Source organism: Mesorhizobium sp. C268A (assembly GCF_040324475.1).
In the GTDB taxonomy this organism is placed as follows: domain Bacteria; phylum Pseudomonadota; class Alphaproteobacteria; order Rhizobiales; family Rhizobiaceae; genus Mesorhizobium.
The window spans coordinates 2,533,367-2,554,543 of sequence record NZ_JAMYVX010000001.1 but is presented as its reverse complement, the minus strand read 5'-3'; the positions used below and the strand labels follow the sequence as shown (position 1 = coordinate 2,554,543).

Below are 21,177 nucleotides of genomic sequence, written 5' to 3'. Positions count from 1 at the left end.
GCTATTTACGGGTCCTGAGACCTTGGCCCATACACCGCTTTGTAAGGTGGACGCGGCGCAACGAAAAGCGCGGCCAGCCGTTCCTCATGTTGCTTGACCAGTGAGGCAGCAATAACAGGTAACTCTGCGGCGGACCGGTGTAGTCGTCGAGGTCGATCGGATTAGACTTCATAGGTGCTCCGTCGACGCGTAGTAGACGGTCTCGTCCTACCAGCAGCCCAGCTTGGCCCAGTGCATTCTGGCTTTGCAGGCGCATGGCGGCAGAAATGATCTCGCGCCAGTGCCTGATACCGCCCTTGGCGATTTGGTCCTTGGTGAAGGCGAACTCCAATTCAACGCAGCCGAGAGACAGGATGTCGATTTGATGTCGGTCAATTGCGTAGCAGGCCATGGCATCGACCAACGCTGTCATATTACTGGCATAGTAGGATCGGCGCCTCGGAGGTGCCGGGCCACATCCCACCCGCTTGGGCCGTCCCCAAGTCTGATATCTGTCAGGAGAGCCACAACTCGCTCCGGCTCACGATCGAAAGTCGCAATCGCTTGAAGGCCCTTTTAAGCCGGCGACCACCTCGAACCCGGCCTCCCGGAGAGAGTTCTCGACGTCTCCACGATCAGCACGGAACCCGATGACATTGAAAGCCTGCTTCGTGCGCCCCAACAGTTGAACGGCTGCGAACTCTTAAGGTTCCTGGCGCGCAATAGCACTCGTTAATCCGGTGGAAAGCAGGTTGTGATCCAGCCGTTTCGAACAGGTTGCGGCAGGCGAAAAGGATTGAGGACAGCTGAACTTTGCGCGCATCATCGACGCACTGACCATTGGCCTTCGTCTCCTCTAGGCAGCGGGAACATTAGCGCCAACTAAAAGTTGGGAGCAAACACGAACAGGTTCTTGATGGCACATGATCATTCTTTCAAAATGTTGATCCGCAAGCTCCAAGCCATCTCGGAACTCGCAGAATCAGACATTGCGACCTTGGGGAACATCTCGATTCAGGAGAAGAGATATCAGGCCAACGAAGACATTCTGCGCGAGGGCGATAAGCCGAGCCTTTCGTTCGTCGTTCTTGAAGGCTTAATAGGGTCGATCAAACTAACCGGGGAGGGGAAGCGTCAAATCTCCTCCTTTTTTGTTCCGGGCGACATTCCCGACCTGCATGGTTTGCATTTGTCGGTCATGGATTGCACTTTCACCCCTCTCATGCCCGCTAGGGTGGGCTTCATGCGGCACGACGAACTTCGCGCCGTTTGCGACCAGCACTCTTCGATAACGAGAGTGTTTTGGCGCTCGACGGTGATCGATGCGGCGATCTATCGAGAGTGGGTCACCAACGTCGGTAGGCGCGACGCCTACTCGCGTATGGCTCACATTCTTTGCGAACTCATTGTTCGCCTTCGCTCGGTAGGCCGCATTGAAGATCATGTGGCCTATCTCCCCATAACGCAGGCTGCACTTGGCGACGCACTTGGCCTCTCTACCGTGCACGTGAACCGAGTGCTTCAGGACCTTAGACGCGACGGTCTGATATCCACCGTTGGCTCGCGTTTTCATGCGACCGACTGGGCAGGGCTCGTTCGCGCCGCAGATTTTGACTCTACCTATCTTCATCAAAGGGCTGCGCAGACGGGTGCCGGTTTCTGATCCTGCTGGGTCGCTCATGATCCGTTGAGCCCTCGCGATCCTCAAAACCGAATCTCCTGTAGAACCCGCACTCCAACAGGAATGTCGATCACCGCTTGAGAACTGGACCGCAGACTTACCTAGCGACGGCATGGCTTCTCAAAGATACGACCTCAGGAGGGACTCGACGAAACCTGAGCGGTGTTTGACGCGTTCACTGGCCAACCAGCCGAGGCGTGGGGCGCTCCGGCTAAATATCTGGACGGGGAATATTCCCGCGATTTTGTAAGCCTTCTGACCGTGTCGACCTCAAGCGAAGTTTCGCCGGGGGGTAATCTCTAAAGTGCGACTGCCATGGAACACGTGCCGAGCGCCGGATAGTGTCCAATTCCCCGGTCTGTGCATCCCGGTCACAAGCTCAGCCATAGTGGAGACGCGGCTTTGGCAACGTTCCTATAAATTGAACCCCAATTCGGTCGTTCCTGCGCCACCGCAGGACTGCCTGGTAGGCAACGCCGTCGGTCGGCACGTAAACCACGAACCGCTCAGGGACACGCGATTCCACCGGGACTTTGAGCTCAGCTCTGCCACTGTTTTGGTTCCGAATGGTGCAACTGATCTCGGAGTTTGTGATTCCGCTGATGATTGAGGCGCCTTTCAGCACCCGCTGCCTCCGTTCGCGGCGATGCTCTTCATCAACATGTGACCTCCATCGGTCACCCGCGGCCCTATATGGTACGCGCACCGGCGAATAACTGTCCATCTAGGTCGTCGCTCGTTAGTGTCTCACTTTAAAGTTTGACGACGGAGACGGACAGCATAAATGCCCGTTGCGCCGGTGAATTCGCAACGCGAACAGACCCGAATGGGCTCGTCGTATAGCGTTGTTAATCCGGCAGCAGCATCTCCTCTTCATCGGCCGCGGCTTCGAACAGCAGCCGGAAGTCATTACCCGGCATTTTGCCATCGATCGCAGATAGGCAAGCCTCGGCCGCCAGCCGCCACTTGGGGCCACGATTGGACCACTTTAGGAGCTCCTCGGCGGCGGCATCAACCCGGTTGACACCAAGGCGAAGCCCCGGGCGCTCAGTCTTCACATAAACCGGAGGGTTGAACCAACGGTGGGGCATCCCGCCTCTCGAACGTCAAAGGCGATGAACAGTCCCCAAACGGAGGCTGATTTGACGATCATTTCGACTAACTGGCAGTCAGTTTCGAGAAGATCGCCGCCGCGCTCACGGACCGCTACAATGGTCGCTTTGACGGAAATAATGTCGCCGGGTTGAGAGCCCAACAGGACCTCGCGGACCAGCTCCTTGGCCGTTTGCTGCGTAGGCCGAACAGGTGCTTGAATGTCCATCCCATCCTCCCAGAGAGATAGAACCTCAATCAGCTATTCTGTGGGTCACTTTCCGAAAAAGGCAAGAGTCGGAAACGTACAAAGTAGGTTCCCGCAAACACCGCCCTACGATGGCTAATCCCGCGACAGGCGCTGATTTGCACCTCACCGTGTCAGCTGCCGACGCGACCATAAGGAGCGAGGGCCCGCCTCTCTCCCAAGTTCTCACGGACGAACGCGGACAACGGTCTTGCCCGCGCGTCGGTCCGTTGAGTTGAAGGTGCCGATGGCATCATCCAAGCTCGAAACCTTGCCGATGTTCGTCCGCAGTCGTCCATCGCGGATCCGCTGCACTATCTCAGAAAGCTGGGCTCGATCAGCCTCGACGACGAAGTCAACCGCCAGGCCGTCTGCAGGTCGAATATCCGTTGGTCCGACGACTGTGACAAGGATACCTCCGGCCCGGACGAGCGTTGCGGATCGCTTCTGGACATCGCCGCCGATGACATCGAACACCAGATTGACGCCGCCGACATCTTCAAGGGTGTCATTTGCGAGGTCGAGGAATTCATTTGCACCGAAGTCGAGCGCTTTCTGGCGGTCGGCGGCCCGCCCGGTGCCGATCACATAGGCTCCGGCCTCCCTGGCAAGCTGCGCCACCATCGAACCGACGGCACCGGCAGCGCCATGCGCGAGAACGCTCTGCCCGGCCTTGATGCGGCCATGCTGGAACAGCCCCTGCCATGCGGTTAGGCCGGAGATCGGCAGGCTAGCGCCCACCGTAAAGTCGACATCGCCGGGCAGCGGCGCGAGGTTACGGGCCTCCATGGCAACATACTCGGCGAGGGTGCCGTCGCGATGCCAGTCCGCGAGGCCGAACACCCGCTGACCTATAGAAAGCCCCGTAGTGCCGTAGCCGAGCGCAGTGACCACACCAGCCAGTTCGTGGCCGAGGATCGAAGAGGTCCGGTCACGGAAGGCTCGGTCGGCCCACGTCGAGGGCCACTCCAGTTCGGTGTTGACGAATCCTGCCGCATGAACCTGTACGACCACGTCGTTAATTGCCGCCCGAGGCTCGGGCAACTCCACCAACTTCATCCCGGCCGTTCCTGCAGTCAGGTCCGTCGCTACGATTGCTTTCATGGGGCGTCTCCTCACCGTTGGGGTGAATTGCGGGCGCGGAGGGTCTTCGATGTCTCGCGCAGAGTTGGCGTTGAGTTCATCGTTGGCGACCGCGAGCGGAAGCTAAGCAATCTCGTCGGATTCTTCCAGCACGGGTAAACTTGCGTTCGTGAACACCCCTGCCATCGCAATCTCAGACACTTCAGGCATGTGGAACAAAAGCAGATCAAATACGTTGTGCCGTTCCCAACATGGAGAGCGTCATGCAAACTACACCCCGAGCCAAAGGCGAAGCTATCAGCAAGGATCCTGACGAATGGACGACGGGAGACGAGCCAATGACTCCGTCGCAAGCTTCCTACTTGAAAACATTATGTGAGCAGGCGGGCGACGACAGAAGCTACGCCGAAGATCTAAGCAAAGCCGAGGCCTCGAAGCGAATCGACGCGCTAAGGACTGAGCTCAAGCTCTAAAGGCGCTGGGAGACCTACGACAGGTTGGCCAGTTTTGCGGTATTTGGCCTCTGATCTGGACGGTCGTATTAGTGAAGGTGGTAGAGTTTGCTAAGGATCTTCATTTCTCCTGCGATTTTGAGCAGAGAAAGATAGTCGGTGAACCTTGTGGTTCCAAATTCGTCCTCGACCTTCGCAGTGGCTGCATCGCCCGTAATGTCGAGCGATGCGACTGCCCAGTTGGGGCTGGTGTTCGGCGGCAAGGCCGCACTCATCACCTCGCCGACATAGGCATCGACACTCAGCCATGGAGCTCGAAGAGATCGCGGCTATCTACCCGCTCTATCAGCAAACCGGGTATGGGCGGAAAGTGGGCGTAGGCCGACCATGTGGTTATCGACGCCGAGATGCGCAGTGCTGGTATCGGCGCCAAACTGATGGGGCGGATCGAGAAGGAAGCAGCGCGTTTCGGCTGCGACATCACCCGCATCTCGATACGAGCGCACACACAAATTCTACAGCCTAAACGGTTAGGCCGATGATGCGCTCGTTCTGGTCAGCCACTGAGTGCGTGGGCCGCAGAGTTCCCACAATATGCTGCGCACAAAGTAGCGACAGAGCGGGCCTAGAAGCGACATAGCGCCGGGTGTGAACGCGAACGCAGCCGGCGCCCGAATGCGTTCAGCGAGCGCCGTCGCGTCCACCTTGCCTTTCTTTGACGGCCCTGATGTTCAGCTTCCCACGGCAACGCGTGGAAGTCGGGCTGGTGCCCCGCTTCACGGTAGCCAGCCTGCGTGAGTAACTTGCTTTGTCCCGCTCCACAACGCAAACAAACGGCGGATTCCCCAAGCACCTATAAACGCCTACAGCTTTTTCCAGTGCGACAGGTGTGCTGCGGGTGCTCGAAGATGTCGTCCTTCATTGCGATGACAGAACAGGGAGCGAGGACAACTCTTTTTTGATTGCAGAGAGAGTCTGAGCGGGCTTACTAGTGAGGGGTTTGCCATCGCTTTGAGGGAGGCTGCGATGGTTGCAACGCCCATAGATATCGCTCAAGCGGCCACTACGGCCACCTTGCTGATGCGCCTTCGTCAACGTCATCGCGATGACGTGGCGCGAGGCTGGGAAGATGCCGACCCTTCTACTGTTGCCGTCTCCCGTACGCCTGAGTGTCAATGGCGCGATTTAGCCAAGGCCCTGGTGCACGATTGGTTCGAGCTGATCGAAACTGGCTTGGTGGATTGGATCGTCAGCAAGTAGCCGCTGCCCGCCAGCGGCCCAGCAGCCGTCTGCGGGACTTTGCAGCGGGCGCGCTGGGCCTGACCGGTGGGGCGGTGTGGTATCCGCCGGCTGGCGAACATATGCGCCTCCTGCCAACGCCAGCGAAACATCCAAACGAACGAGGCGATCTAACAGCGATCTCACCATCCAGCCAACACATAGGCCTATAGGAAAGGCTTATAATCGCTGAGAGAACGAAAATGGCCGACGCCATGGTTGGGGAACCCGGGTGGGTAGGCGCCGGCCACAAGCGGAACAGGCCCGCCGCGCCACACACATGGCTGATTTGTCATCACGTGGTTATGGTGTGATCGCGTAGGGCTAGACCAGCGGAACCTAGTAAACGCCGCTTGGTAAGCGATCCTCGACGCGATCGTTCATCGCCACGACGACTTGGGAAACTTGACGGTTGCAGCCCTCTGCCATGTCGAGCTCAAGTCATGAACATCGGCCCTCCGATCATGAGCAGGCATGCGCCCATCCTACCATATCGCGCTGCCGGTATCGCAAGGCGCCGGCAGCAAGGGTAGGCGACCAGAGCCGATGTGAAGGGACTAGGCAGCTAATATTCGCTTGCGCTAATTTAAATGTGCCGTAACGTCAGGCTCAGCCTTTTTGGGGAGGCACAACGTGGGGAGTATGATGAGAGTTGCTGTGTTTTGCGCGGCGATCGTGATCGCTGGGACTGGTGTCGCTGTTGCCAAGGAGAAGAAGGTGGTGCTGAGTGACGCCACGAACCTTTGCTCTACGAAGCACTCGGCCAAGAAGCAGGTGCTCGAGCTGGACTGCAGGCCGACCGGAACCGCCAAATTGCCGGCCGGTGGAACGCCGGAAAAGCCGCGCCTCGGATACGACACCGATCCGTGGCTGGTCAAAGGCCTTTAGACACTAGGCGACGGCAACACAGCGCGGCTAAGGGGATGTGCGCTGGCGGTGAAGCCTTCTTTGTTCTCTCATCGGTGGAACATTGTCGCCTGGAAACGCTTCGGACGGTGCACTGCCCCATCAGTGCAACGTTCCCTTCCTTGTTTGCACTGGCCGGCTGCCGAAAGGTGGCCGGCTTTTTTGTTATAAGCGCGACCTGATGTTTGGGGCTTGTTGATTGGACAGCAGCGAGTGGCCGCTGCTGGCTTAGCGTCCAGGATTGGAATCTGTAAAGGCGAGATCACCAAGGCAGGGATGACCAGACTAAATAACGGTTTCGTCTGTTAGCCGCCACGCCGACGATAATTGAATTCAGAAGGGAGTCGGCCCGGCTGCCCAACATCAGGGTGCAAAAGACAGCCGGGCCAAGGCTGGAAAGAGTTCCGCTCCAGCCCAGCCGTGCCCAGCACGATACGCATCGCACCTGGGCGCAAGCGGTACCAACGGCTCGCCTATTCCGCCGCGCCTTTTCGGCAGGAAACCCTCGGCCTCATCACAATGGAGGGCGACATTCGCAGCGCCCTATGGAACCATCCAGAGTGACATAGGCTGTTTCATTTCCTGATGACATCAGGAGGCCTGTTAAGCATGCCAGTTGTTCGCGCTCATAGCTCAGATGCAGGTTGGAGCCCTTCCTAGTGCACCAGTATGAGAAGCGAGAACTAGGAACCGGGAGTGCTGCGGGTTGTGTGCGTCAAGTTCTGCAAAATGGGCGATCATGAAACTGGTCATGCGGCTTGGCGTAGAGCGAGCTTCTTGTGCTCGCGCAGATCATCCATGTTGATATAGCGGTTGGCCTCCATCCAGTTTTCGTTGGTTTCGACGGCCAGCGCCCTGACCAGGCGCAGGCAGCTTTCGGCGTTCGGGAAGATGCGCACGACATAGGTGCGCCGGCGGATTTCCTCGTTGAGCCGTTCAAGCATGTTGGTGGACTTGAGGTGCTTGTGATGCTGACGCGGCAGCCGGAAGAAAGTCAGCGTCTGTTCTATGGCTTCTTCCGCCCAGGTGGTCAGCCGCGGGTAGCGGGCGGACCATTTGGACAGCCACGCGGCGAGATCGGCCTTGGCCTCGGCGAGATCGCGCCGGTCGTAGAGCCAGCGCAGTTCCTGCAGACAATCGTCGCCGTGCTTCCTGGGCAGGTGATCGAGCGCGTTCCTGAGGAAGTGGACGTAGCAGCGCTGCCATGCTGCTTCCGGGATCACCTCGCCGATCGCCGCGACCAGGCCGGCATGGTCGTCGGACACGGCCAGTTCGACGCCCTTGAGACCGCGTCGTTTCAAGCCGACGAGGAAGTCCTTCCAGGCCGAGCGGCTCTCGCGATTGGCCATCTCCACGGCCAGGATCTGCCGGCGCCCGTCCCAGTCGATGCCGACCGCGATCAGCACCGCCTGGCTCATCACGATGCCGGCTTCGCGCACTTTCTCGTAGCGGGCATCGAGAATGAGGTAGGGGAATGGCTCCTGAAGCGGTCGTTCGGCAAACGCCTTCAGGCTCTCGTCCAAGCGCTTGTTGATGGCCGAGATCGACGAAGCCGAGAACGCATGACCGCACAGCTCTTCCGTGATCGCCTTGACCTTGCGGGTCGACACGCCCTGGACATACATCTCGGCCAGCGTCGCCACCAAGGCCCGCTCGGAACGCTGGTAGCGCTCGAACAGCTCGGTGGAGAAGTGACCCGCCCGGTCCTGTGGAACCCGCAGCTCAAGCTTGCCCACCCGGGTGACCAGGGTGCGGCCGTAGTAACCCGAGCGATACCCAAGGCGCTCAGGCGTGCGTTCGCCCTTCGAAGCACCCAGCGCCTCCTCCATCTCGGCCTCGAGAACCTCCTGCATTACCGCACGGATCACTTCGTGCAGCCCCTCCGGGTTCGAAAGCAGAATGTCTTTGACGGCAGCGCTGGTCGATTTACCTTCTGTCTTGGTCATGGTGGCGTTCCTTCCAGGAATCGGTGACGTTGAACATCACCAGCCTGCCATGACCGCCCTCTCTCAGCGAATTTGCAGAACTCTCAGCACACTACCGTGCTGCGAATAGATTGCCGCAGTCCAGCTTTCATCAGAGCATGGCAAGGGCTGCCTTTCTCTCCACGTTGGCAGTCGTCCTGCTGCTCGCGCTATTGCCAGACCACCTGCTGCACGCCCTCGGATTGGCCTTTACGTCTCATCACGACAAGCTCAACCACGCCGCCGCGTTCGCCACCTTGTCGGCTTTGGGTAGCCTCGGCTGGCCCCAACAGGTGGTCCGGCTGGCGGTTCTACTTGCTTTAACGGGCGCAGCGATTGAAATCCTTCAATGCGTCACAGGGCGTGACATGAGTGTCTTCGACTGGTTTGCCGACTGCGCCGGAATGGCATACGGGCTGAGAACTATGAGCTGGGTGAACGAGATTCTAGGCGAACCGGTTATTTGATCGCCACAGGCTCCGCTTTACCGCCGCCGTCTTGGCCCCCACTTGCCAGCCTCACGCCCGGGGCCGCCTTCGATCACCCTCGCTATTGCCGTTCAATTTCCGACGCAAAGGCCGATAGCAAGGCGAATGGGTTTCAGGCCGCTCACCATTTAGACTTAGGTCCGATTCTTTCGCGCAAATGGCCGAAGCCGGAAACATTTCTCCTTCTACTTTGTTGCAGTGGCCGTGCCGCTGAGGAGAACATGCACAGTGCCTCTATCAAATGAACTGCGCGACGTACCGATAGAATTCCAATGCCCCTCCTGTTCGTGCCCAATGGTGAGAAGGGGATCCTGGCTGAAAACGATTGCCGGTTTCAGCTGCGATAGCTGCAGGTCCAGAGTGCGGATCGGCTACGAAGCGAAGCTGGCCATATTCGACCGGCACCTTAAGCGACGCGCGCCGGATCTGGGCCGACGACCAATGGAGTGCGATCCCGGCAACGGTTCCTGAGAGTGTGTCGGCAATTCAAGCTCCAACTGCTTGCGGTCTGCCGCAAGTCCAAGCTTTCATCTGGTCGCAGGGTCAGGCGGCTCTTTCGTCCGTACGGAACCGATGATGGCGAGAGGTTTCGATGCGCTCGGAGCACCGAGCAGGTCGACACGTTTTTCGTAGCGACCACCAATCTCTAGCTGGCCGCTCCGACGCTCTGACGAGGTGCGAGCAACTTGATCTTCAATAGTCTTTTTCGAGCCAGCATGCGCGCCAATGATAGCGTCGACAGGTCGACAATGAGGTCGTCGATCGCGCCCGCCAAGACACTGGACCCGCGCCCAATTTGATGCACCAGCGCCAGCACTTCCTTAAGTGCTGTCGAGGCTTCACCCGCATCCAGCAGCGCCTCGATGTCATCGAAAACCTGCATCCCGACCCTCCCGCTTTAAAACGGTGGCAATTTCGCGCGAAAAGAAGCGCCTGCCAAAGTGCTCGCGCACGAAGGCGGCTATTCAAACAACAAGAAAGACCCTGGTGGCCCAACGATGAAGGGCGTCCATGGAGGGCGTTCAGCGAGACGCAACTGAGATTCGGCGCGACATTAAAGGACGGCGATGCTTCAGTCGCGCTCTCTTACGAGCAATCCGAGCAGCGCCCAGCCGCCAGCCAATCGAAGATGTACGCCAAGACCGATAAGCTGGCGGAGCGTTTTGCCGAGACTGAAGACGCGGTGAATCGCTCAGCGAAAACATGACCGAGGTGGAGGCGGTCTCTGCCGAGGTGACCCGGTGGAAGTTGATGGGCCTCGGCGCATTGGGCGTCACTGGCATGGCAGCGGCGGCGCTCGCCTCGCTTAGTTACGCCCTGTTGGTCTATCTGGCGCGTGCTGCGCGGCGGATGACGAGCAGGCGGCATAGTCGACAGGCTCTCAAGATGGCTGGTGATGTGTGATGATCGCGTCGACGGGAACAGCTTTGCGATTACGCACGAATTCTTATCAGTTATGCTCGGTGTCAGGCGGCCCGGCGTCACCATAGCGCTGCAAACCTTGGAGGGCCAAGGTCTGATACGCTCAATGCGAGGAGAGGTAGTCATTCTTGATCGCGCGCGTCTAATTGCGCTGGCTGATGGGTCATATGGCAGGGCTGAAGCCGAATACGCTCGGCTAGTCGGCAAACTGCATTGACGGCAGACGCCGCCCCCCGTGCACAGTGCCCCTGCAACAGAGCCCGCCGGCTGAGCCACGGGTGTTTTTGCGTCAGGCGGGAACATTCCCGCTCTGAGGCTGTTTCGCTACAACCGGCTCGTTCTTCAGCGGTCCGTGCCGGTGACCAAGATGCGTCCCTCACTCGTCATGGGATGGCCTGCGCAGCCTCGGAAGCAGGCGCGGGCCATCCCATCAAGCCCTAGCCCCACGGCAGGGGCTTTTTGCTGTTCGGATCTGATGCGGTCCTGGCGGGAGTAAACACTGTCACTCCGTGCCGAGGCGAGTTCCTCCCGGAAATGGTGCATGAGCGCTCGCCAAACATGATCGGAGCGACCGAGCCATTTCGATACAAACGGATGATTCTATTGCGTAATCTTTGCTCATCTTCGCATTCAAACTCGCGCTGAGTCTGATTGTTCCATGAGCAAGAGCGCCCGGCTATTGAAAACCGAGCGACTTCTTTCGTTTGCCGACTTAGCTATTGCGCAAGAGCAACACCCAAACGTGAGGTATAGCTCCCTCAGCGCCTCTGGTTGACAATCGTTTCGGCCTGAGATTCCGACCACCTCGGTGCGCCGCTTGATCTCGCCGTTGAGACGTTCGATCGGATTCGTCGAGTGGAGCTTGGCGCGATGTTCCTTGGGGAAGGTCATGTAGGCCAGCACGTCGGGCTCGGCGTCGTCCATGATTGTCGCCAGCTTCGGCACCTTCGGCCGGATCTGGTCGGCGACGGCGCGCCATTGTACGGACGCGGCCTCGGGCGTTTCCTGGGCGAAAGCGGTGGCGATGAAGGCTGAGACGACCCTGCGGCCGCTCTTGCCGGCATGGGCCAGCACGTTCCTCATGAAGTGGACGCGGCACCTCTGCCATGTCGCGCACAGCACCTTGGTGACGGCCGCCTTGAGGCCTTCGTGAGCATCGGAGACGACGAGCTTGACGCCGCGCAGGCCGCGACGTGTCAGCTTGCGCAGGAACTCTGTCCAGATCGGCTCGGCCTCCGAGGTGCCAATCTCCATGCCCAGTACCTCGCGCCGGCCGTCCGCGTTGACGCCGACGGCGATGATAACGGCGACCGAGACGATCCGCCCACCGCGGCGGACCTTCAGGTAAGTGGCGTCGATCCACAGGTATGGCCAATCGCCCTCGATCGGCCGCTCGAGGAAGGCCTTCACCTTCCCGTCGATCTCCTCGCACAGCCGCGAGACCTGGCTCTTGGATATGCCTCTCATACCCATGGCCTTGACCAGGTCGTCAACCGACCGGGTCGAGATGCCTTGCACATAAGCTTCCTGGATGACGGCGGTTAGCGCCCTCGGCCATGCGGCGCGGTTCGAGGAAACCTGGGAAGTAGCTTCCCTTCCTGAGCTTCGGGATGCGCAGCTCGACCGTGCCGGCCCGCGTCTCCCAGTCCCGGTCGCGGTAGCCATTGCGCTGGGCGAGCCGCAGCGGGTTCTTCTCGCCATAGCTGGCGCCGGTGGCCGCGCCCACCTCCATTTCCATCAGTCGCTCGGCGGCAAAGCCGATCATCTCCCGCAGCAGATCGGCATCCGGGGTCTTCTCCACGAGCGTGCGCAGGTTCATCATGTCGTCGGTCATCGGTGGTCCTTCCGAAATGGGTTGGCGTCAACAACCAAACCCAACCGGAAAGCGCCGATGACCACCCACACCCCGCTCGCTGGCTACAGCGCTACTAACGGCGCGCTCGTGAGCGGCTTCGCTACCGCCGAGCTACACCCACCTGATGGGACACGACCTTTCATTTGCATTAGGAACAACGCGTAAATGGAAAAGTTGGTCCACCGCAGCGCTCGTGAGGATGCCTTACCGCTGCCGGCCGGCGGCAAAGGGTCCGGCCCGCGCTTTCCTTCCTAGTGTGACGTGGCCCTGAAGGCTGCCAAGTTGTTCCTGCCTCACTGATCCAGTTCAAGCGGATCGTGATCTGGTTGCTCGTGCCACATCACCTGGCGGAAATCGCGTTTGTCGACCTGCTGACCGCAGATCGGGCATGCCTCGTCACAGTCCTGCGGTTGGTGTGGCTTGCCGGGGATAGGCGGTCCAAGGTCGGCTATTCTAGCCATGCGCGACCGAACAAGATGCTGCGGCAAAGTTCCGTCAATTTGGTCGCCTCAGTTGGTGAAGACATCGCACCAAAAGCGGTAGTCATCTGGTCCACCGTCGAAATGCGCCTCCAAAGCGCAGTGCGCCACGGCGGTCGGTGCTTCCATCCCATAAAGTTCGATCGCAGATTGAGCGGCCTGATCTCTGTCGACGAGATCGGCAATCTTCAAAGCGGCGAAATCAGCGCTCCGGATCGCGAGCCTCCGTGGACCAAATATTCCCAACACCTAAGGGTGACTATATGATCCCCTCATGGCAACTCTGCGGTACGACGAAAGGCAGGAACCGGATGGGACGTGGACGGTATTCGACGTGTTCACCGGGCTCCCGGCTATTGTAGCGGGCCACCCATCTGTCGACCTTCCCGACATGGAGTATGCCGAAGAGCTGGCCGCCATCCTGAATGCCAACGACCTGAAGCAGAGGCTATCTCACGGTAGGTTCCCCGGAGGGTTCGCCTGACCGAAGTGGCATTAGCCCCCGGTCGTATTGCCCATCCAGGTTGGTTCGTCCGATCCGAACAAGCAATTGTTATTGATCTACCGGCTACGACGGTTTTAAGTCGACTCGCCATTGCTTTTCGTAGGGAGGACGTGATGGGCAACGTGGTGCCAATCTGCAAGGCCGCGCCTTGCGTGGAAGTGGTCGGAGCCAGTGGCGAATGGGTCGTCCGCATCATTGAAACTGACCAGGAAATTACACGCTCATTCGCCCTGGAATCGTTCGCACTGGCCTTCGCAGAAGGCCAGCGGATACGCCTGCATCTCGACAAGGTTGTGCGGCTTTAGGACCCTCCTGCGGCTGGGTAACCTCAGGGCCGCGACGGTGATGGCCGATTGTTCCATTGCTGGTGAGGCTTGCGGTGTGACGTCTCTGTCGTCAGCCCGCGCGGCCGGAAGGGCGGCAGGCTTTTTATTGGTTGAGATCGAGCGGCTCGTGATCGGGCTGCTCGTGCCACATCACCTGCCGGAAGTCGTGTCGGTCTACCTGCTGGCCGCAGATGGGGCACGCATGGAAATGCTCCGGCCAGTCAGCGTCATGTGGCTTGCCGGGCTTAGGCGGTCCAAGGTCAACAATTTTCGTCATCACCAACGAACACGGCGACCCGGCAAAAGTTCCGGGGGGTGTGTGTGCATGCGTTCGAAGGCTGACAACAAGACCCCCACGCCGGAAGGTGAATGATGATCGCGACGCTAGCCTAGCCATTCCCCAACGGCTCGGACAAATCCGGTTCCCGGCGGCGTTCCCGTCGTTCTTCAAGGAACAGCTTCGGTGTGCTCGTCCCACTCAAGGGGCGTTGTCCCGCGCTCTTGACGAAACTTTCCAAACTCCTTGCGCAGGTCGGCAAGGTCCAATGCCCAAAGATGCTCACTGCTTCCGGGGTTCGACAAAGCGCTCACCAGTTCCGTCCGCTCTCTCGAACGCAAGCGCCAGTATCGCGTTTCTAACAGTGGCGGTTTCGGCGGCGATGCTGCTACGCAGGTCCTGATCCAAGACCTCTAGCCGCAGTCTTTCTACCGCTGCGTCGGCCGAAGTTCGCGCGGCCGCCTTGCTGAAGTTGATCGTGCATACTGCGAAGCCGCCCTCGATCGTGATCTCAACCGCAGCGTTGCCGGTTACCCGATACGCTGCGCGCTTTACACAGTCGAGGCTGAAGACTGACAGATCAAACTTGACTTGGGCAGTCTGGACGAGCTCGCTCTCGCGAGGGGTGTCCGCCATCAACAATAGCTGTAGCCAGAGCAGTGAGACCCGTGACTAGCATGGCTCGAATGGCTGGTGTGGTACGCCATGATAACGTCCGTACCATTTGAGCGATCTAGCACCTCACCGTAGCCGAGGTCCGCCGGGACAGTGCCAGCTTCAGCGAGCTTGGCCGAAGGCTGATTTGCCGATTCGACAAGGACTGCAGCCTGAACTTGGCCGCCGAGAATCATCGTGGCCGACAAGGCCATTGGTGACAGGAAATTGCGTTTCGACATTATCCAAACCCCCGTTTGTACGGACTCATTAGCAAAACGCGCCAAGCCGGACAAGTACCGCTTGTGGAGAAGTGCTTAAGGGACCACTAATGTTCCGGGTCAAATACTTGTATTGTGGAGTTGACGGGGTCCGTCTTCTGAGCGCAATCGATCGCAGAAGCGGCCCGACGATGCTCTTTTGCAGCCGCTTCGGCTGCCGCCAGAAAGCGCTCGGATTTCAGCCCGAGACAGCTGTTCGGAAGGTTTGGTTCTGGGCCATTGGCGATCTCCGCTTGATGGGGTTCGCCGCAACGCGGACCATAGTCCTACATGCCACGCTGCCTGACCTCCTGGCCTACTCTCACGGGAGCGATAGGGCCAGGCGCCAAGCGCCACCATCAGGAGGGAAGCGGTCGTGCCGACCATGTCTCGCGCCTGAGCGTCGCGGGCGCCGCATCAAGGAAGCGGGCTACAGCGCTGCGGCCTGATACTGGACTCCCGGCTTCAGACGATGCATTCTCGCCTCGGGGAAGGGATCATGGGCAATTCTGTTCATGCCAGGAGGTTGCAGAGGCGACGGCCTTGGTGGCGCTTGCTTTTCCGCTATCGTCTCGCCGCCGTTCTGGTGATGCTCGGGGCGACTTCCGCGGGCTATCTTGCAGTCGGCGACGATCGGCACGAGCTGCCGCGCGTTCACCATGGCGGCGATTCGTCGGCCAGCAACGCGGCTGTCCGCGAGGAGGGCTGCGATATCAAGGGCAACATTAACGAGCGCGGCGAGCATATCTACCATATGCCGGGGCAGGAATATTACTCTGCTACGCGCGTCAACCCAGCTCGAGGAGAGCGCTGGTTCTGCTCACAATGGGAAGCGTGGTGGGCGGGCTGGCGGAAAGCGAAAGTGTAGCGATTGCCTTTAGACTACACCTTCAGTTGCTCGATGCGCGTGCTCTTTATTGGAAGTTCGAACATCGCGCCGCCCGCGAGTTCCGGGTAATGCGTCGATCGCCAGAGATGACGATCCAACGCCCCCTCCGTGCTCAGCTGGGCGATCCAGGCCACATCTTTCACGCCGGGGCCGAACTTCTCTCTGATATTGACGATCTCATGCTCCCCGGCGAACAGGGCATTTAGCGAACGGGCGAGAGCGGGCGACAGGTTTTCGTCGACCAGGGCTTTCACGCGGCACTCTGAAGGCTCTCTTCGAATTTCATGGCGTCTCTAACAGCGGTAGCTGAGACATCGAAAAGGCGCGCCACCTTTTCCACAAATCCTTCGGCTTCTACAGCTTGCGCAAGCGCCACGGTCGGGACGCCATATTTGGAGGCGATCGGCTGACCGAACGAACGATGGGGGTCGATCACGATGGACTGCTTGCCATTGAAGGGCCGCCAGCGCGCCACCGCGTCATCCTCGATATCCAGGTCTTTGAACGTCCGCTCTATGCAGGAATGCAGCCAGAGCGACGCGGCAAAGCCCATCGGGACGCGCCAGCCTAGGTCTTCCTCCCCCCGCTGCATGCCAGACGTATTGTCCTTGGGCATCGCGCCGCTCCATCGGCGAGGCGTCAGTTCGTCTCGTCTACGATACTGTCATAGTCGCGGCCGATCAGTAGCAGCACGAAGCCGCAGGGCACTGTCACGCTGGTGAGGGCAATAAGGCCGAGCCATCCATAGTCCGGCTTCGCAAAATAGTAGTACCAGCTAATCGCCTGCACCAGCGGAGACACGATCAACATCCAAGCACCCCATTTGCCATCCGTGTTGAGCCGGATCGTTGTCGTCGCCCGATATCTGATTGCCATACGTATGCCCTCCCGTTCCTCAAAAGGCAGCTTCGCGTCGGTTGAGCGCGAACGCAAGCGCCGGCCCGGCTACGGCTTTGCGAGCCTCACGCCGGCGCCTCCTCCATTCTGCGGAATGAGCTCAACCCCGGCAGCCTCCAGAGCGGCCTGCAGGTCGACCAACGTGCGGTCGTATGGCGTCCGCTTGCCAGCTTCGAAATTGGCAATGGTCGTCTTGGCCACCTGGGAGGCCGCTGCCAGCTGATCCTGCGACCATCCAACAAGCGCCCGGGCTGCCCGGCATTGAGATGGCGAAAGTGTCATTTTAGTTAAACCTTACATTAAAGTGACTGTACGATACGTGCAGCCTGATACCATTAGTGCAACGTTATCGCAAATGCAGACCCAAATGCCTAACACCCCTCTTCTGGAGGCCGGCGAAGCTATGGCCGCTGCCTTCCCTTTAGAAGATTTTCCCGCGCCCTGCTCGGTGCCATCGCCTCTATTCCGGCCATAAGAGGCGCGGCCGCGGCGCATGTCTCGCCGCAACCGGCGCCTCTGCCCTCCGAGGAGGAACTGCTGCAAGCCTACAGTGAGTGGCTGTTCTTCGAACGTCTGCTGCTTATGCGCGACATCTACCCTCGCGAGCGCAACCCCTACCGCCAAACAGCCCTCGTGCCCTGCAACACTCTTGCGGCGCATTACCATTTCCCGCTACGATGACCGAGAGTTGTAGCCCGACATGGGAAACGGTGCCCTCGCCAGCCACGCGTGCGCTGCTCGTCTTGCAGACTGTCGGCGTTGACTTCAGGCCGCTGAGTGAACGGCAATGATCTTTCGTTCAGAAGGAAACTGCCATGCGAACGACCGAAGGTGATCGACCGCCTTCCGGCTGGTTTGTGGTCGACGTGATGCGCCGCGAAGCCCGGAAGTGGGACTGGGCGGCGCTTGTGACCGATACGCATCCTGACGATCTAGAAGCTCGGATCTTTGCGAAGCAGTGCTGGGTCCCCATTCCCGGCAAGCACCGAAACCGAGATGCGGCTTGGGATATGATCGAGGCGATGTCAGCCACGCGGCACTGACTGACTTTCATTCCGCAGAAGAGAAACGAACAGCCCGCTGCGGCTGGTGGCGGGTTTTTCATGTCGCGTTTCATGTCGCGTCCATCAGCCGCGCACCAGTAAAACCGTTGGAAACCAAGGATACTCAGTTGCAACATGGTGCAACATCAGCTGAATATTACAGAAACAAGCGGTGCCCAGAGGCAAGTAGGAAATGTCTGTGCTTTCAGATCTTACCACGCACATAGCATGCGGACAACCAACAGAAATAGCAACAATAGATTCCTGTGGGTTATTTCATTCCTCCCGGAATGTCCGACTGATTTGGTCCGACAGCGGCTTCACGAAATAGGAAAGCGCCGTACGCTCACCCGTCTGGACCATCGCTTCGGCCGGCATACCGGGCACGAGCGTCAGGCCCTTGAGCTTCGTCAGTTCCGCCTGCGGAACCGACAGGCGCACCAGGTAGTACGAAATGCCGTTTTTTTCATCCGTCGCCAGATCGGCTGCGATCCGGCTGACATATCCGTTCAATATCGGCGTGGTTCTCAGATTGAAGGCTGACATCCGCAGCACGGCCTTGTGACCAAGCTGGATTTGGTCGATGTCCTTCGGGGTGATTCGTACTTCAAGCGCAAGATCGTCGCCTTCCGGCACGATTAGCATGATCGGATCGGCGGGCGTGATCACTCCGCCGACCGTATGAATTGCGAGTTGTTGAATGGTGCCTGACTGCGGCGCGACGATATCGATCCGCCGCAGTTCCTGTTCAACCGCCACCTTGCGCTCAACATACTCCCCGACCTGCGCCTGAACCTCTCTGAGCTCCTGGCCCACTTCCGACTTGAAATCCTGATCGATCTGCGGGATCTGCAGGCGCGTTTCGGCTATGCGGGCTGCCGTCTGTGCCTGATCTGCGATCTTCTCACCGCGTTCGCCACCGAAAGTGGCAACCTGGATCTTCAGGCTGTTCAACCGTTGGTCCGAGACAATGCCTTGGTTGCGCAGCCCACTTAGAACAGCAATTTCCTTTTGGAGAACCTCGATCATTTTTTCACAGGCAATTTCCTGCGCCTTGAGTCCTTCGATCTCGTGGTGATATTGAGTAATGCGTTCCGCCAATTGCGCCTGCTTCCCGTCGCGGGATTGCCTGCGGAATTCGAACAGCAACGTCTCGCTATCTATTGCCGAAGCTACGTCCGGAACATCTCTTCGGGCGAGTAGCCAGTCCGGGAAGGGGATTTCCGCGAGATCGTCACGCTCAGCATCGAGTCGAGCTAGGTAGGCGGCCAGCTCATCGAGCCGCTTGGTGACTATGGCGAGATTAGCGCGCGCCTGGGTGGCATCGAGCCGCATGAGGATGTCGCCGGCTTTTACCTTATCGCCTTCGCGCACCAGGATTTCTCCCACCACCCCGCCAGTCGGGTGCTGCACCTTCTTGACATAGGAAACGACGACAAAGTGTCCGGACGCTACAACCGCACCGGAGAGATTCGTGAAGTTCGCCCAGGCTCCGGCTCCTCCCACAAAGATCACGCTCGCCAGAAAGCCCGCCACCAGGTGGCGGCGAATGGAGCTTGAAACGTCATTGTTCTGATCAATGCCGGACACCGGTATCCTCCATGTCAGCGCGCTCTGCCACGTTATCCTGTGTAGACTCGATGGCCTTCAGGACTTTGGAAGGCGCACCGAATGATCGCTGCCGTCCACCTTCCATCACCAACACCAAATCCACGGCGCGGATGACGCTCGGCTGATGGCAGACAACAACCGCAATGCCCTTGCGCTCGCGCACAGAGGCGATCGCCTTAGCGACTGCAGCTTCGCCTTCCGCGTCGAGATGGATATTGGGTTCATCCAGCACAACAAGGAACGGGTCTCGATAAAGGGCACGGGCAAGACCGATAAGCTGGCGCTGCCCGGCGGAAAGTGCCGATCCGACCTCACCAATCGGAGTTTCGTATCCGTGCTCAAATCGGAGGATCAGTTCGTGCGTGCCCGCTGCTTTCGCCGCGGCGACAATAGCCTCAGGGTCAGGATCATGTTCAAAACGAGCAATGTTTTCGGCAATGGTGCCGTCGAACAGTTCAACACCTTGCGGCAGATAGCCGATATGACGGCCTAGTGCTTCCCGGTCCCATTGATCGAGGCTTGCGCTGTCGATGCGAACCTTCCCGGCGACCGGCGTCCATGCGCCGACGATGGCGCGCGAGAGTGTCGACTTGCCCGAGCCCGATGGACCGATGACCCCGAGTGCGCTTCCCGCCTGAATGGCAAACGCAATGCCGGTCACGGTCGGCTTGCTTTTGCCGGGCGGAACAATTGTCACGCTTTCGAGGCGCAGTTCGCGTTCAGGTGCAGGCATAGGCACAACAGGAGCGGTTTCAGGAACCTTTTCCAAGAGGTCCTCCAGCCGCGCCCAACTCTGGCGCGCCATGAGGAAGGGTTTCCAGCTTGAAATGGCCAGATCGACCGGAGCCAGCGCACGCCCCATCATGATCGAACTGACAATCATGACCCCGGCCGTAGCCTCCTGCCTGACGACAAGGTACGCACCGACGGTAAGAATGGCCGATTGCACCTGCAGGCGCAAGTCGGCATTGCAACGCGCTGCTTGCAGCAGACCATTGCGTGCCATGTTGTGGGCAACGGTATCGCTTATCGGCCCTTGCGAGAGAGTGTTGGCAAGGAGTGTCAGAGATGTGAGACCGACCGCCCCGATAAGTGCCGTCATGCCGATCCAGAAATGAAGGAGGAAGCAAATGCCAAGATAAAACAGCATCCATGGCAGATCGAAGAACGCTGTCGGACCGTTTCCACCTAAGAAGCCGCGAACATTGTCGAGATCGCGAAGCGGCTGCAAGCCGTCGCCCGGCATGCGCGTTGAAAGCGGAAGGCGAACGATCGCATCGTGAACGCGTCCGGAAAACTGTCCATCGAAACGCTCGCCAATCCGCAGCAGCACGCGGGCGCGCAAAATGTCGAGCAGGCATTGGAACGCATAAAGCCCCGCAGCGAGCACGACGAGCCCCACCAGCGTGGATACGCTGCCACTTGCCAGAACGCGGTCATAGACCTGAAGCATGAACAGCGGCGAGATCAGCGCAAACACGTTGACCACGCCGCTGATCAACACAATGCCCCAAATCGCGGAAGTCAGAGGGAAGGGTCTCAAAGCTGATCCTTTAAGGAATGGTTGTCACGTAAGTCTCCGCAGCTGGCGACCCAGCTCCCTATATTGCTCCCCGATCGGCAACCGACTGCATCCGCTCGCTGGTTCAGGATCAGTGCTCCCGCCGAATATGTTTGGTCCCGGCATTTGATGGAGCGGGTCAACAACACCGTCCGGCTGAAGGTTTGGAAGGGATTCATCCTGGTCGGCCGCAAGGGCCCGAACAGGCTTCCGCCTCCACACCTTCAG

27 protein-coding genes and 3 pseudogenes are annotated in these 21,177 nt (G+C 59.2%); 14 read left to right on the top strand and 16 right to left on the bottom strand.

Annotated features, from left to right (window positions below; genetic code table 11):
* Position 1: 1 nt before the first annotated feature.
* On the bottom strand, positions 2 to 412 hold the full coding sequence (locus NKL06_RS12400) for a patatin-like phospholipase domain-containing protein (protein WP_023695039.1): 411 nt from the start codon (positions 410 to 412) through the stop codon (positions 2 to 4).
* Positions 413 to 895: 483 nt separating this feature from the next.
* Here NKL06_RS12400 and NKL06_RS12395 point away from each other — a divergent pair, with 483 nt between their 5' ends.
* Positions 896 to 1,642 (top strand): Crp/Fnr family transcriptional regulator, encoded by a 747-nt coding sequence (locus NKL06_RS12395; protein ID WP_023699539.1) that lies wholly within the window; start codon positions 896 to 898, stop codon positions 1,640 to 1,642.
* Positions 1,643 to 2,039: 397 nt separating this feature from the next.
* Here NKL06_RS12395 and NKL06_RS12390 read toward each other — a convergent pair whose 3' ends face one another.
* The 4 genes from NKL06_RS12390 to NKL06_RS12375 form a co-directional block, all read right to left on the bottom strand.
* Positions 2,040 to 2,366 (bottom strand): PilZ domain-containing protein, encoded by a 327-nt coding sequence (locus tag NKL06_RS12390; RefSeq protein ID WP_084567769.1) that lies wholly within the window; start codon positions 2,364 to 2,366, stop codon positions 2,040 to 2,042.
* Positions 2,367 to 2,508: 142 nt separating this feature from the next.
* Positions 2,509 to 2,718 (bottom strand): DUF982 domain-containing protein, encoded by a 210-nt coding sequence (locus NKL06_RS12385; protein WP_023695041.1) that lies wholly within the window; start codon positions 2,716 to 2,718, stop codon positions 2,509 to 2,511.
* Positions 2,715 to 2,981: a hypothetical protein gene (locus tag NKL06_RS12380; RefSeq protein ID WP_023695042.1), complete on the bottom strand. Its 267-nt coding sequence runs from the start codon at positions 2,979 to 2,981 to the stop codon at positions 2,715 to 2,717. Before NKL06_RS12380 ends, NKL06_RS12385 begins: the two co-directional genes overlap by 4 nt.
* 204 nt (positions 2,982 to 3,185) lie before the next feature.
* Complete coding sequence (locus tag NKL06_RS12375; protein WP_031210840.1) at positions 3,186 to 4,103, bottom strand: NADP-dependent oxidoreductase; 918 nt, start codon at positions 4,101 to 4,103, stop codon at positions 3,186 to 3,188.
* 242 nt (positions 4,104 to 4,345) lie between these two features.
* On the opposite strand from NKL06_RS12375, the gene NKL06_RS12370 reads away from it, so the two are divergent.
* Positions 4,346 to 4,555 (top strand): DUF3072 domain-containing protein, encoded by a 210-nt coding sequence (locus tag NKL06_RS12370; RefSeq protein WP_031193277.1) that lies wholly within the window; start codon positions 4,346 to 4,348, stop codon positions 4,553 to 4,555.
* A 68-nt stretch (positions 4,556 to 4,623) separates the two neighbouring features.
* Here NKL06_RS12370 and NKL06_RS12365 read toward each other — a convergent pair whose 3' ends face one another.
* Positions 4,624 to 4,839: a nuclear transport factor 2 family protein gene (locus tag NKL06_RS12365; protein WP_280806378.1), complete on the bottom strand. Its 216-nt coding sequence runs from the start codon at positions 4,837 to 4,839 to the stop codon at positions 4,624 to 4,626.
* A gap of 721 nt (positions 4,840 to 5,560) precedes the next feature.
* Between NKL06_RS12365 and NKL06_RS12360 the strand changes: the two genes are divergently transcribed.
* Entirely contained in the window at positions 5,561 to 5,794 is a 234-nt protein-coding gene (locus tag NKL06_RS12360; RefSeq protein ID WP_050591009.1) for a hypothetical protein, read from the top strand.
* A 663-nt stretch (positions 5,795 to 6,457) separates the two neighbouring features.
* A complete protein-coding gene (locus NKL06_RS12355; protein ID WP_156939206.1) occupies positions 6,458 to 6,700 on the top strand; it encodes a hypothetical protein in 243 nt (80 codons plus the stop codon).
* Between the two features lie 767 nt (positions 6,701 to 7,467).
* On the opposite strand, the gene NKL06_RS12350 is transcribed toward NKL06_RS12355, so the two are convergent.
* Positions 7,468 to 8,664, bottom strand: coding sequence for an IS256 family transposase (locus NKL06_RS12350; RefSeq protein WP_023700062.1), 1,197 nt, complete (start codon positions 8,662 to 8,664; stop codon positions 7,468 to 7,470).
* A gap of 110 nt (positions 8,665 to 8,774) precedes the next feature.
* Between NKL06_RS12350 and NKL06_RS12345 the strand changes: the two genes are divergently transcribed.
* Positions 8,775 to 9,149 (top strand): VanZ family protein, encoded by a 375-nt coding sequence (locus tag NKL06_RS12345; RefSeq protein WP_245261419.1) that lies wholly within the window; start codon positions 8,775 to 8,777, stop codon positions 9,147 to 9,149.
* Positions 9,150 to 9,816: 667 nt separating this feature from the next.
* On the opposite strand, the gene NKL06_RS12340 is transcribed toward NKL06_RS12345, so the two are convergent.
* On the bottom strand, positions 9,817 to 10,053 hold the full coding sequence (locus NKL06_RS12340) for a hypothetical protein (protein ID WP_023695070.1): 237 nt from the start codon (positions 10,051 to 10,053) through the stop codon (positions 9,817 to 9,819).
* A gap of 58 nt (positions 10,054 to 10,111) precedes the next feature.
* Here NKL06_RS12340 and NKL06_RS12335 point away from each other — a divergent pair, with 58 nt between their 5' ends.
* The 3 genes and pseudogenes from NKL06_RS12335 to NKL06_RS12325 all read left to right on the top strand — a co-directional run.
* Positions 10,112 to 10,210 (top strand): glycosyl hydrolase 108 family protein, encoded by a 99-nt coding sequence (locus NKL06_RS12335; protein ID WP_084567771.1) that lies wholly within the window; start codon positions 10,112 to 10,114, stop codon positions 10,208 to 10,210.
* Between the two features lie 163 nt (positions 10,211 to 10,373).
* Entirely contained in the window at positions 10,374 to 10,574 is a 201-nt protein-coding gene (locus NKL06_RS12330) for a DUF1515 family protein (protein ID WP_023695071.1), read from the top strand.
* Positions 10,543 to 10,809, top strand: a pseudogene (locus NKL06_RS12325) (Crp/Fnr family transcriptional regulator); the annotation flags it as partial. The gene NKL06_RS12330 and the pseudogene NKL06_RS12325, both read left to right, overlap by 32 nt.
* Before the next feature lie 575 nt (positions 10,810 to 11,384).
* On the opposite strand, the pseudogene NKL06_RS12320 reads toward NKL06_RS12325, so the two are convergent.
* Positions 11,385 to 12,426 (bottom strand): annotated as a pseudogene (locus tag NKL06_RS12320) (IS256 family transposase); the annotation flags it as partial.
* A 338-nt stretch (positions 12,427 to 12,764) separates the two neighbouring features.
* Between NKL06_RS12320 and NKL06_RS12315 the strand changes: the two are divergent.
* The 4 genes from NKL06_RS12315 to NKL06_RS12300 all read left to right on the top strand — a co-directional run bounded on the left by NKL06_RS12315 (position 12,765) and on the right by NKL06_RS12300 (position 14,130).
* Positions 12,765 to 13,193 (top strand): hypothetical protein, encoded by a 429-nt coding sequence (locus tag NKL06_RS12315; RefSeq protein WP_031210696.1) that lies wholly within the window; start codon positions 12,765 to 12,767, stop codon positions 13,191 to 13,193.
* A 7-nt stretch (positions 13,194 to 13,200) separates the two neighbouring features.
* On the top strand, positions 13,201 to 13,410 hold the full coding sequence (locus tag NKL06_RS12310) for a hypothetical protein (RefSeq protein WP_023672260.1): 210 nt from the start codon (positions 13,201 to 13,203) through the stop codon (positions 13,408 to 13,410).
* A 134-nt stretch (positions 13,411 to 13,544) separates the two neighbouring features.
* Positions 13,545 to 13,736, top strand: a complete 192-nt coding sequence (locus NKL06_RS12305) for a hypothetical protein (protein ID WP_023672259.1) — start codon at positions 13,545 to 13,547, stop codon at positions 13,734 to 13,736.
* A gap of 40 nt (positions 13,737 to 13,776) precedes the next feature.
* Positions 13,777 to 14,130, top strand: a complete 354-nt coding sequence (locus tag NKL06_RS12300) for a hypothetical protein (RefSeq protein ID WP_156939173.1) — start codon at positions 13,777 to 13,779, stop codon at positions 14,128 to 14,130.
* A gap of 186 nt (positions 14,131 to 14,316) precedes the next feature.
* Here the strand turns inward: NKL06_RS12300 and hxsD are convergent, their stop codons facing one another.
* On the bottom strand, positions 14,317 to 14,670 hold the full coding sequence (gene hxsD, locus NKL06_RS12295; RefSeq protein WP_023694264.1) for a His-Xaa-Ser system protein HxsD: 354 nt from the start codon (positions 14,668 to 14,670) through the stop codon (positions 14,317 to 14,319).
* A 777-nt stretch (positions 14,671 to 15,447) separates the two neighbouring features.
* Here hxsD and NKL06_RS12290 point away from each other — a divergent pair.
* Complete coding sequence (locus NKL06_RS12290; RefSeq protein ID WP_084567748.1) at positions 15,448 to 15,816, top strand: sunset domain-containing protein; 369 nt, start codon at positions 15,448 to 15,450, stop codon at positions 15,814 to 15,816.
* A gap of 14 nt (positions 15,817 to 15,830) precedes the next feature.
* On the opposite strand, the gene NKL06_RS12285 is transcribed toward NKL06_RS12290, so the two are convergent.
* The 4 genes and pseudogenes from NKL06_RS12285 to NKL06_RS12270 form a co-directional block, all read right to left on the bottom strand.
* Positions 15,831 to 16,091, bottom strand: coding sequence for a PIN-like domain-containing protein (locus NKL06_RS12285; RefSeq protein ID WP_023694267.1), 261 nt, complete (start codon positions 16,089 to 16,091; stop codon positions 15,831 to 15,833).
* Positions 16,088 to 16,453: a hypothetical protein gene (locus NKL06_RS12280; RefSeq protein WP_023672249.1), complete on the bottom strand. Its 366-nt coding sequence runs from the start codon at positions 16,451 to 16,453 to the stop codon at positions 16,088 to 16,090. The genes NKL06_RS12285 and NKL06_RS12280 overlap by 4 nt, the downstream gene beginning before the upstream one ends.
* A 23-nt stretch (positions 16,454 to 16,476) precedes the next feature.
* Positions 16,477 to 16,713, bottom strand: coding sequence for a hypothetical protein (locus NKL06_RS12275; RefSeq protein ID WP_023672248.1), 237 nt, complete (start codon positions 16,711 to 16,713; stop codon positions 16,477 to 16,479).
* A gap of 75 nt (positions 16,714 to 16,788) precedes the next feature.
* Positions 16,789 to 17,016 (bottom strand): annotated as a pseudogene (locus NKL06_RS12270) (helix-turn-helix domain-containing protein); the annotation flags it as partial.
* 533 nt (positions 17,017 to 17,549) lie between these two features.
* Between NKL06_RS12270 and NKL06_RS12265 the strand changes: the two are divergent.
* Positions 17,550 to 17,777, top strand: coding sequence for a hypothetical protein (locus NKL06_RS12265; protein WP_023694268.1), 228 nt, complete (start codon positions 17,550 to 17,552; stop codon positions 17,775 to 17,777).
* A 276-nt stretch (positions 17,778 to 18,053) separates the two neighbouring features.
* Here the strand turns inward: NKL06_RS12265 and NKL06_RS12260 are convergent, their stop codons facing one another.
* Together NKL06_RS12260 and NKL06_RS12255 are read right to left on the bottom strand one after the other, a co-directional pair.
* Complete coding sequence (locus NKL06_RS12260) at positions 18,054 to 19,367, bottom strand: HlyD family type I secretion periplasmic adaptor subunit (RefSeq protein WP_023724595.1); 1,314 nt, start codon at positions 19,365 to 19,367, stop codon at positions 18,054 to 18,056.
* Complete coding sequence (locus tag NKL06_RS12255; protein ID WP_502903743.1) at positions 19,354 to 20,889, bottom strand: type I secretion system permease/ATPase; 1,536 nt, start codon at positions 20,887 to 20,889, stop codon at positions 19,354 to 19,356. The genes NKL06_RS12260 and NKL06_RS12255 overlap by 14 nt, the downstream gene beginning before the upstream one ends.
* Between the last annotated feature and the right edge of the window lie 288 nt (positions 20,890 to 21,177).

Excerpts from the sequence above, each read along its gene's own strand:
- NKL06_RS12400 (WP_023695039.1), bottom strand. The coding sequence starts at position 412 with ATGACAGCGTTGGTCGATGCCATGGCCTGCTACGCAATTGACCGACAT.
- NKL06_RS12395 (WP_023699539.1), top strand. The coding sequence starts at position 896 with ATGGCACATGATCATTCTTTCAAAATGTTGATCCGCAAGCTCCAAGCC.
- NKL06_RS12380 (WP_023695042.1), bottom strand. The coding sequence starts at position 2,981 with ATGGACATTCAAGCACCTGTTCGGCCTACGCAGCAAACGGCCAAGGAG.
- NKL06_RS12375 (WP_031210840.1), bottom strand. The coding sequence starts at position 4,103 with ATGAAAGCAATCGTAGCGACGGACCTGACTGCAGGAACGGCCGGGATG.
- NKL06_RS12370 (WP_031193277.1), top strand. The coding sequence starts at position 4,346 with ATGCAAACTACACCCCGAGCCAAAGGCGAAGCTATCAGCAAGGATCCT.
- NKL06_RS12360 (WP_050591009.1), top strand. The coding sequence starts at position 5,561 with ATGGTTGCAACGCCCATAGATATCGCTCAAGCGGCCACTACGGCCACC.
- NKL06_RS12355 (WP_156939206.1), top strand. The coding sequence starts at position 6,458 with ATGAGAGTTGCTGTGTTTTGCGCGGCGATCGTGATCGCTGGGACTGGT.
- NKL06_RS12350 (WP_023700062.1), bottom strand. The coding sequence starts at position 8,664 with ATGACCAAGACAGAAGGTAAATCGACCAGCGCTGCCGTCAAAGACATT.
- NKL06_RS12340 (WP_023695070.1), bottom strand. The coding sequence starts at position 10,053 with ATGCAGGTTTTCGATGACATCGAGGCGCTGCTGGATGCGGGTGAAGCC.
- NKL06_RS12330 (WP_023695071.1), top strand. The coding sequence starts at position 10,374 with ATGACCGAGGTGGAGGCGGTCTCTGCCGAGGTGACCCGGTGGAAGTTG.
- NKL06_RS12310 (WP_023672260.1), top strand. The coding sequence starts at position 13,201 with ATGGCAACTCTGCGGTACGACGAAAGGCAGGAACCGGATGGGACGTGG.
- NKL06_RS12305 (WP_023672259.1), top strand. The coding sequence starts at position 13,545 with ATGGGCAACGTGGTGCCAATCTGCAAGGCCGCGCCTTGCGTGGAAGTG.
- NKL06_RS12300 (WP_156939173.1), top strand. The coding sequence starts at position 13,777 with ATGGCCGATTGTTCCATTGCTGGTGAGGCTTGCGGTGTGACGTCTCTG.
- hxsD (WP_023694264.1), bottom strand. The coding sequence starts at position 14,670 with ATGGCGGACACCCCTCGCGAGAGCGAGCTCGTCCAGACTGCCCAAGTC.
- NKL06_RS12290 (WP_084567748.1), top strand. The coding sequence starts at position 15,448 with ATGGGCAATTCTGTTCATGCCAGGAGGTTGCAGAGGCGACGGCCTTGG.
- NKL06_RS12280 (WP_023672249.1), bottom strand. The coding sequence starts at position 16,453 with ATGCCCAAGGACAATACGTCTGGCATGCAGCGGGGGGAGGAAGACCTA.
- NKL06_RS12275 (WP_023672248.1), bottom strand. The coding sequence starts at position 16,713 with ATGGCAATCAGATATCGGGCGACGACAACGATCCGGCTCAACACGGAT.
- NKL06_RS12265 (WP_023694268.1), top strand. The coding sequence starts at position 17,550 with ATGCGAACGACCGAAGGTGATCGACCGCCTTCCGGCTGGTTTGTGGTC.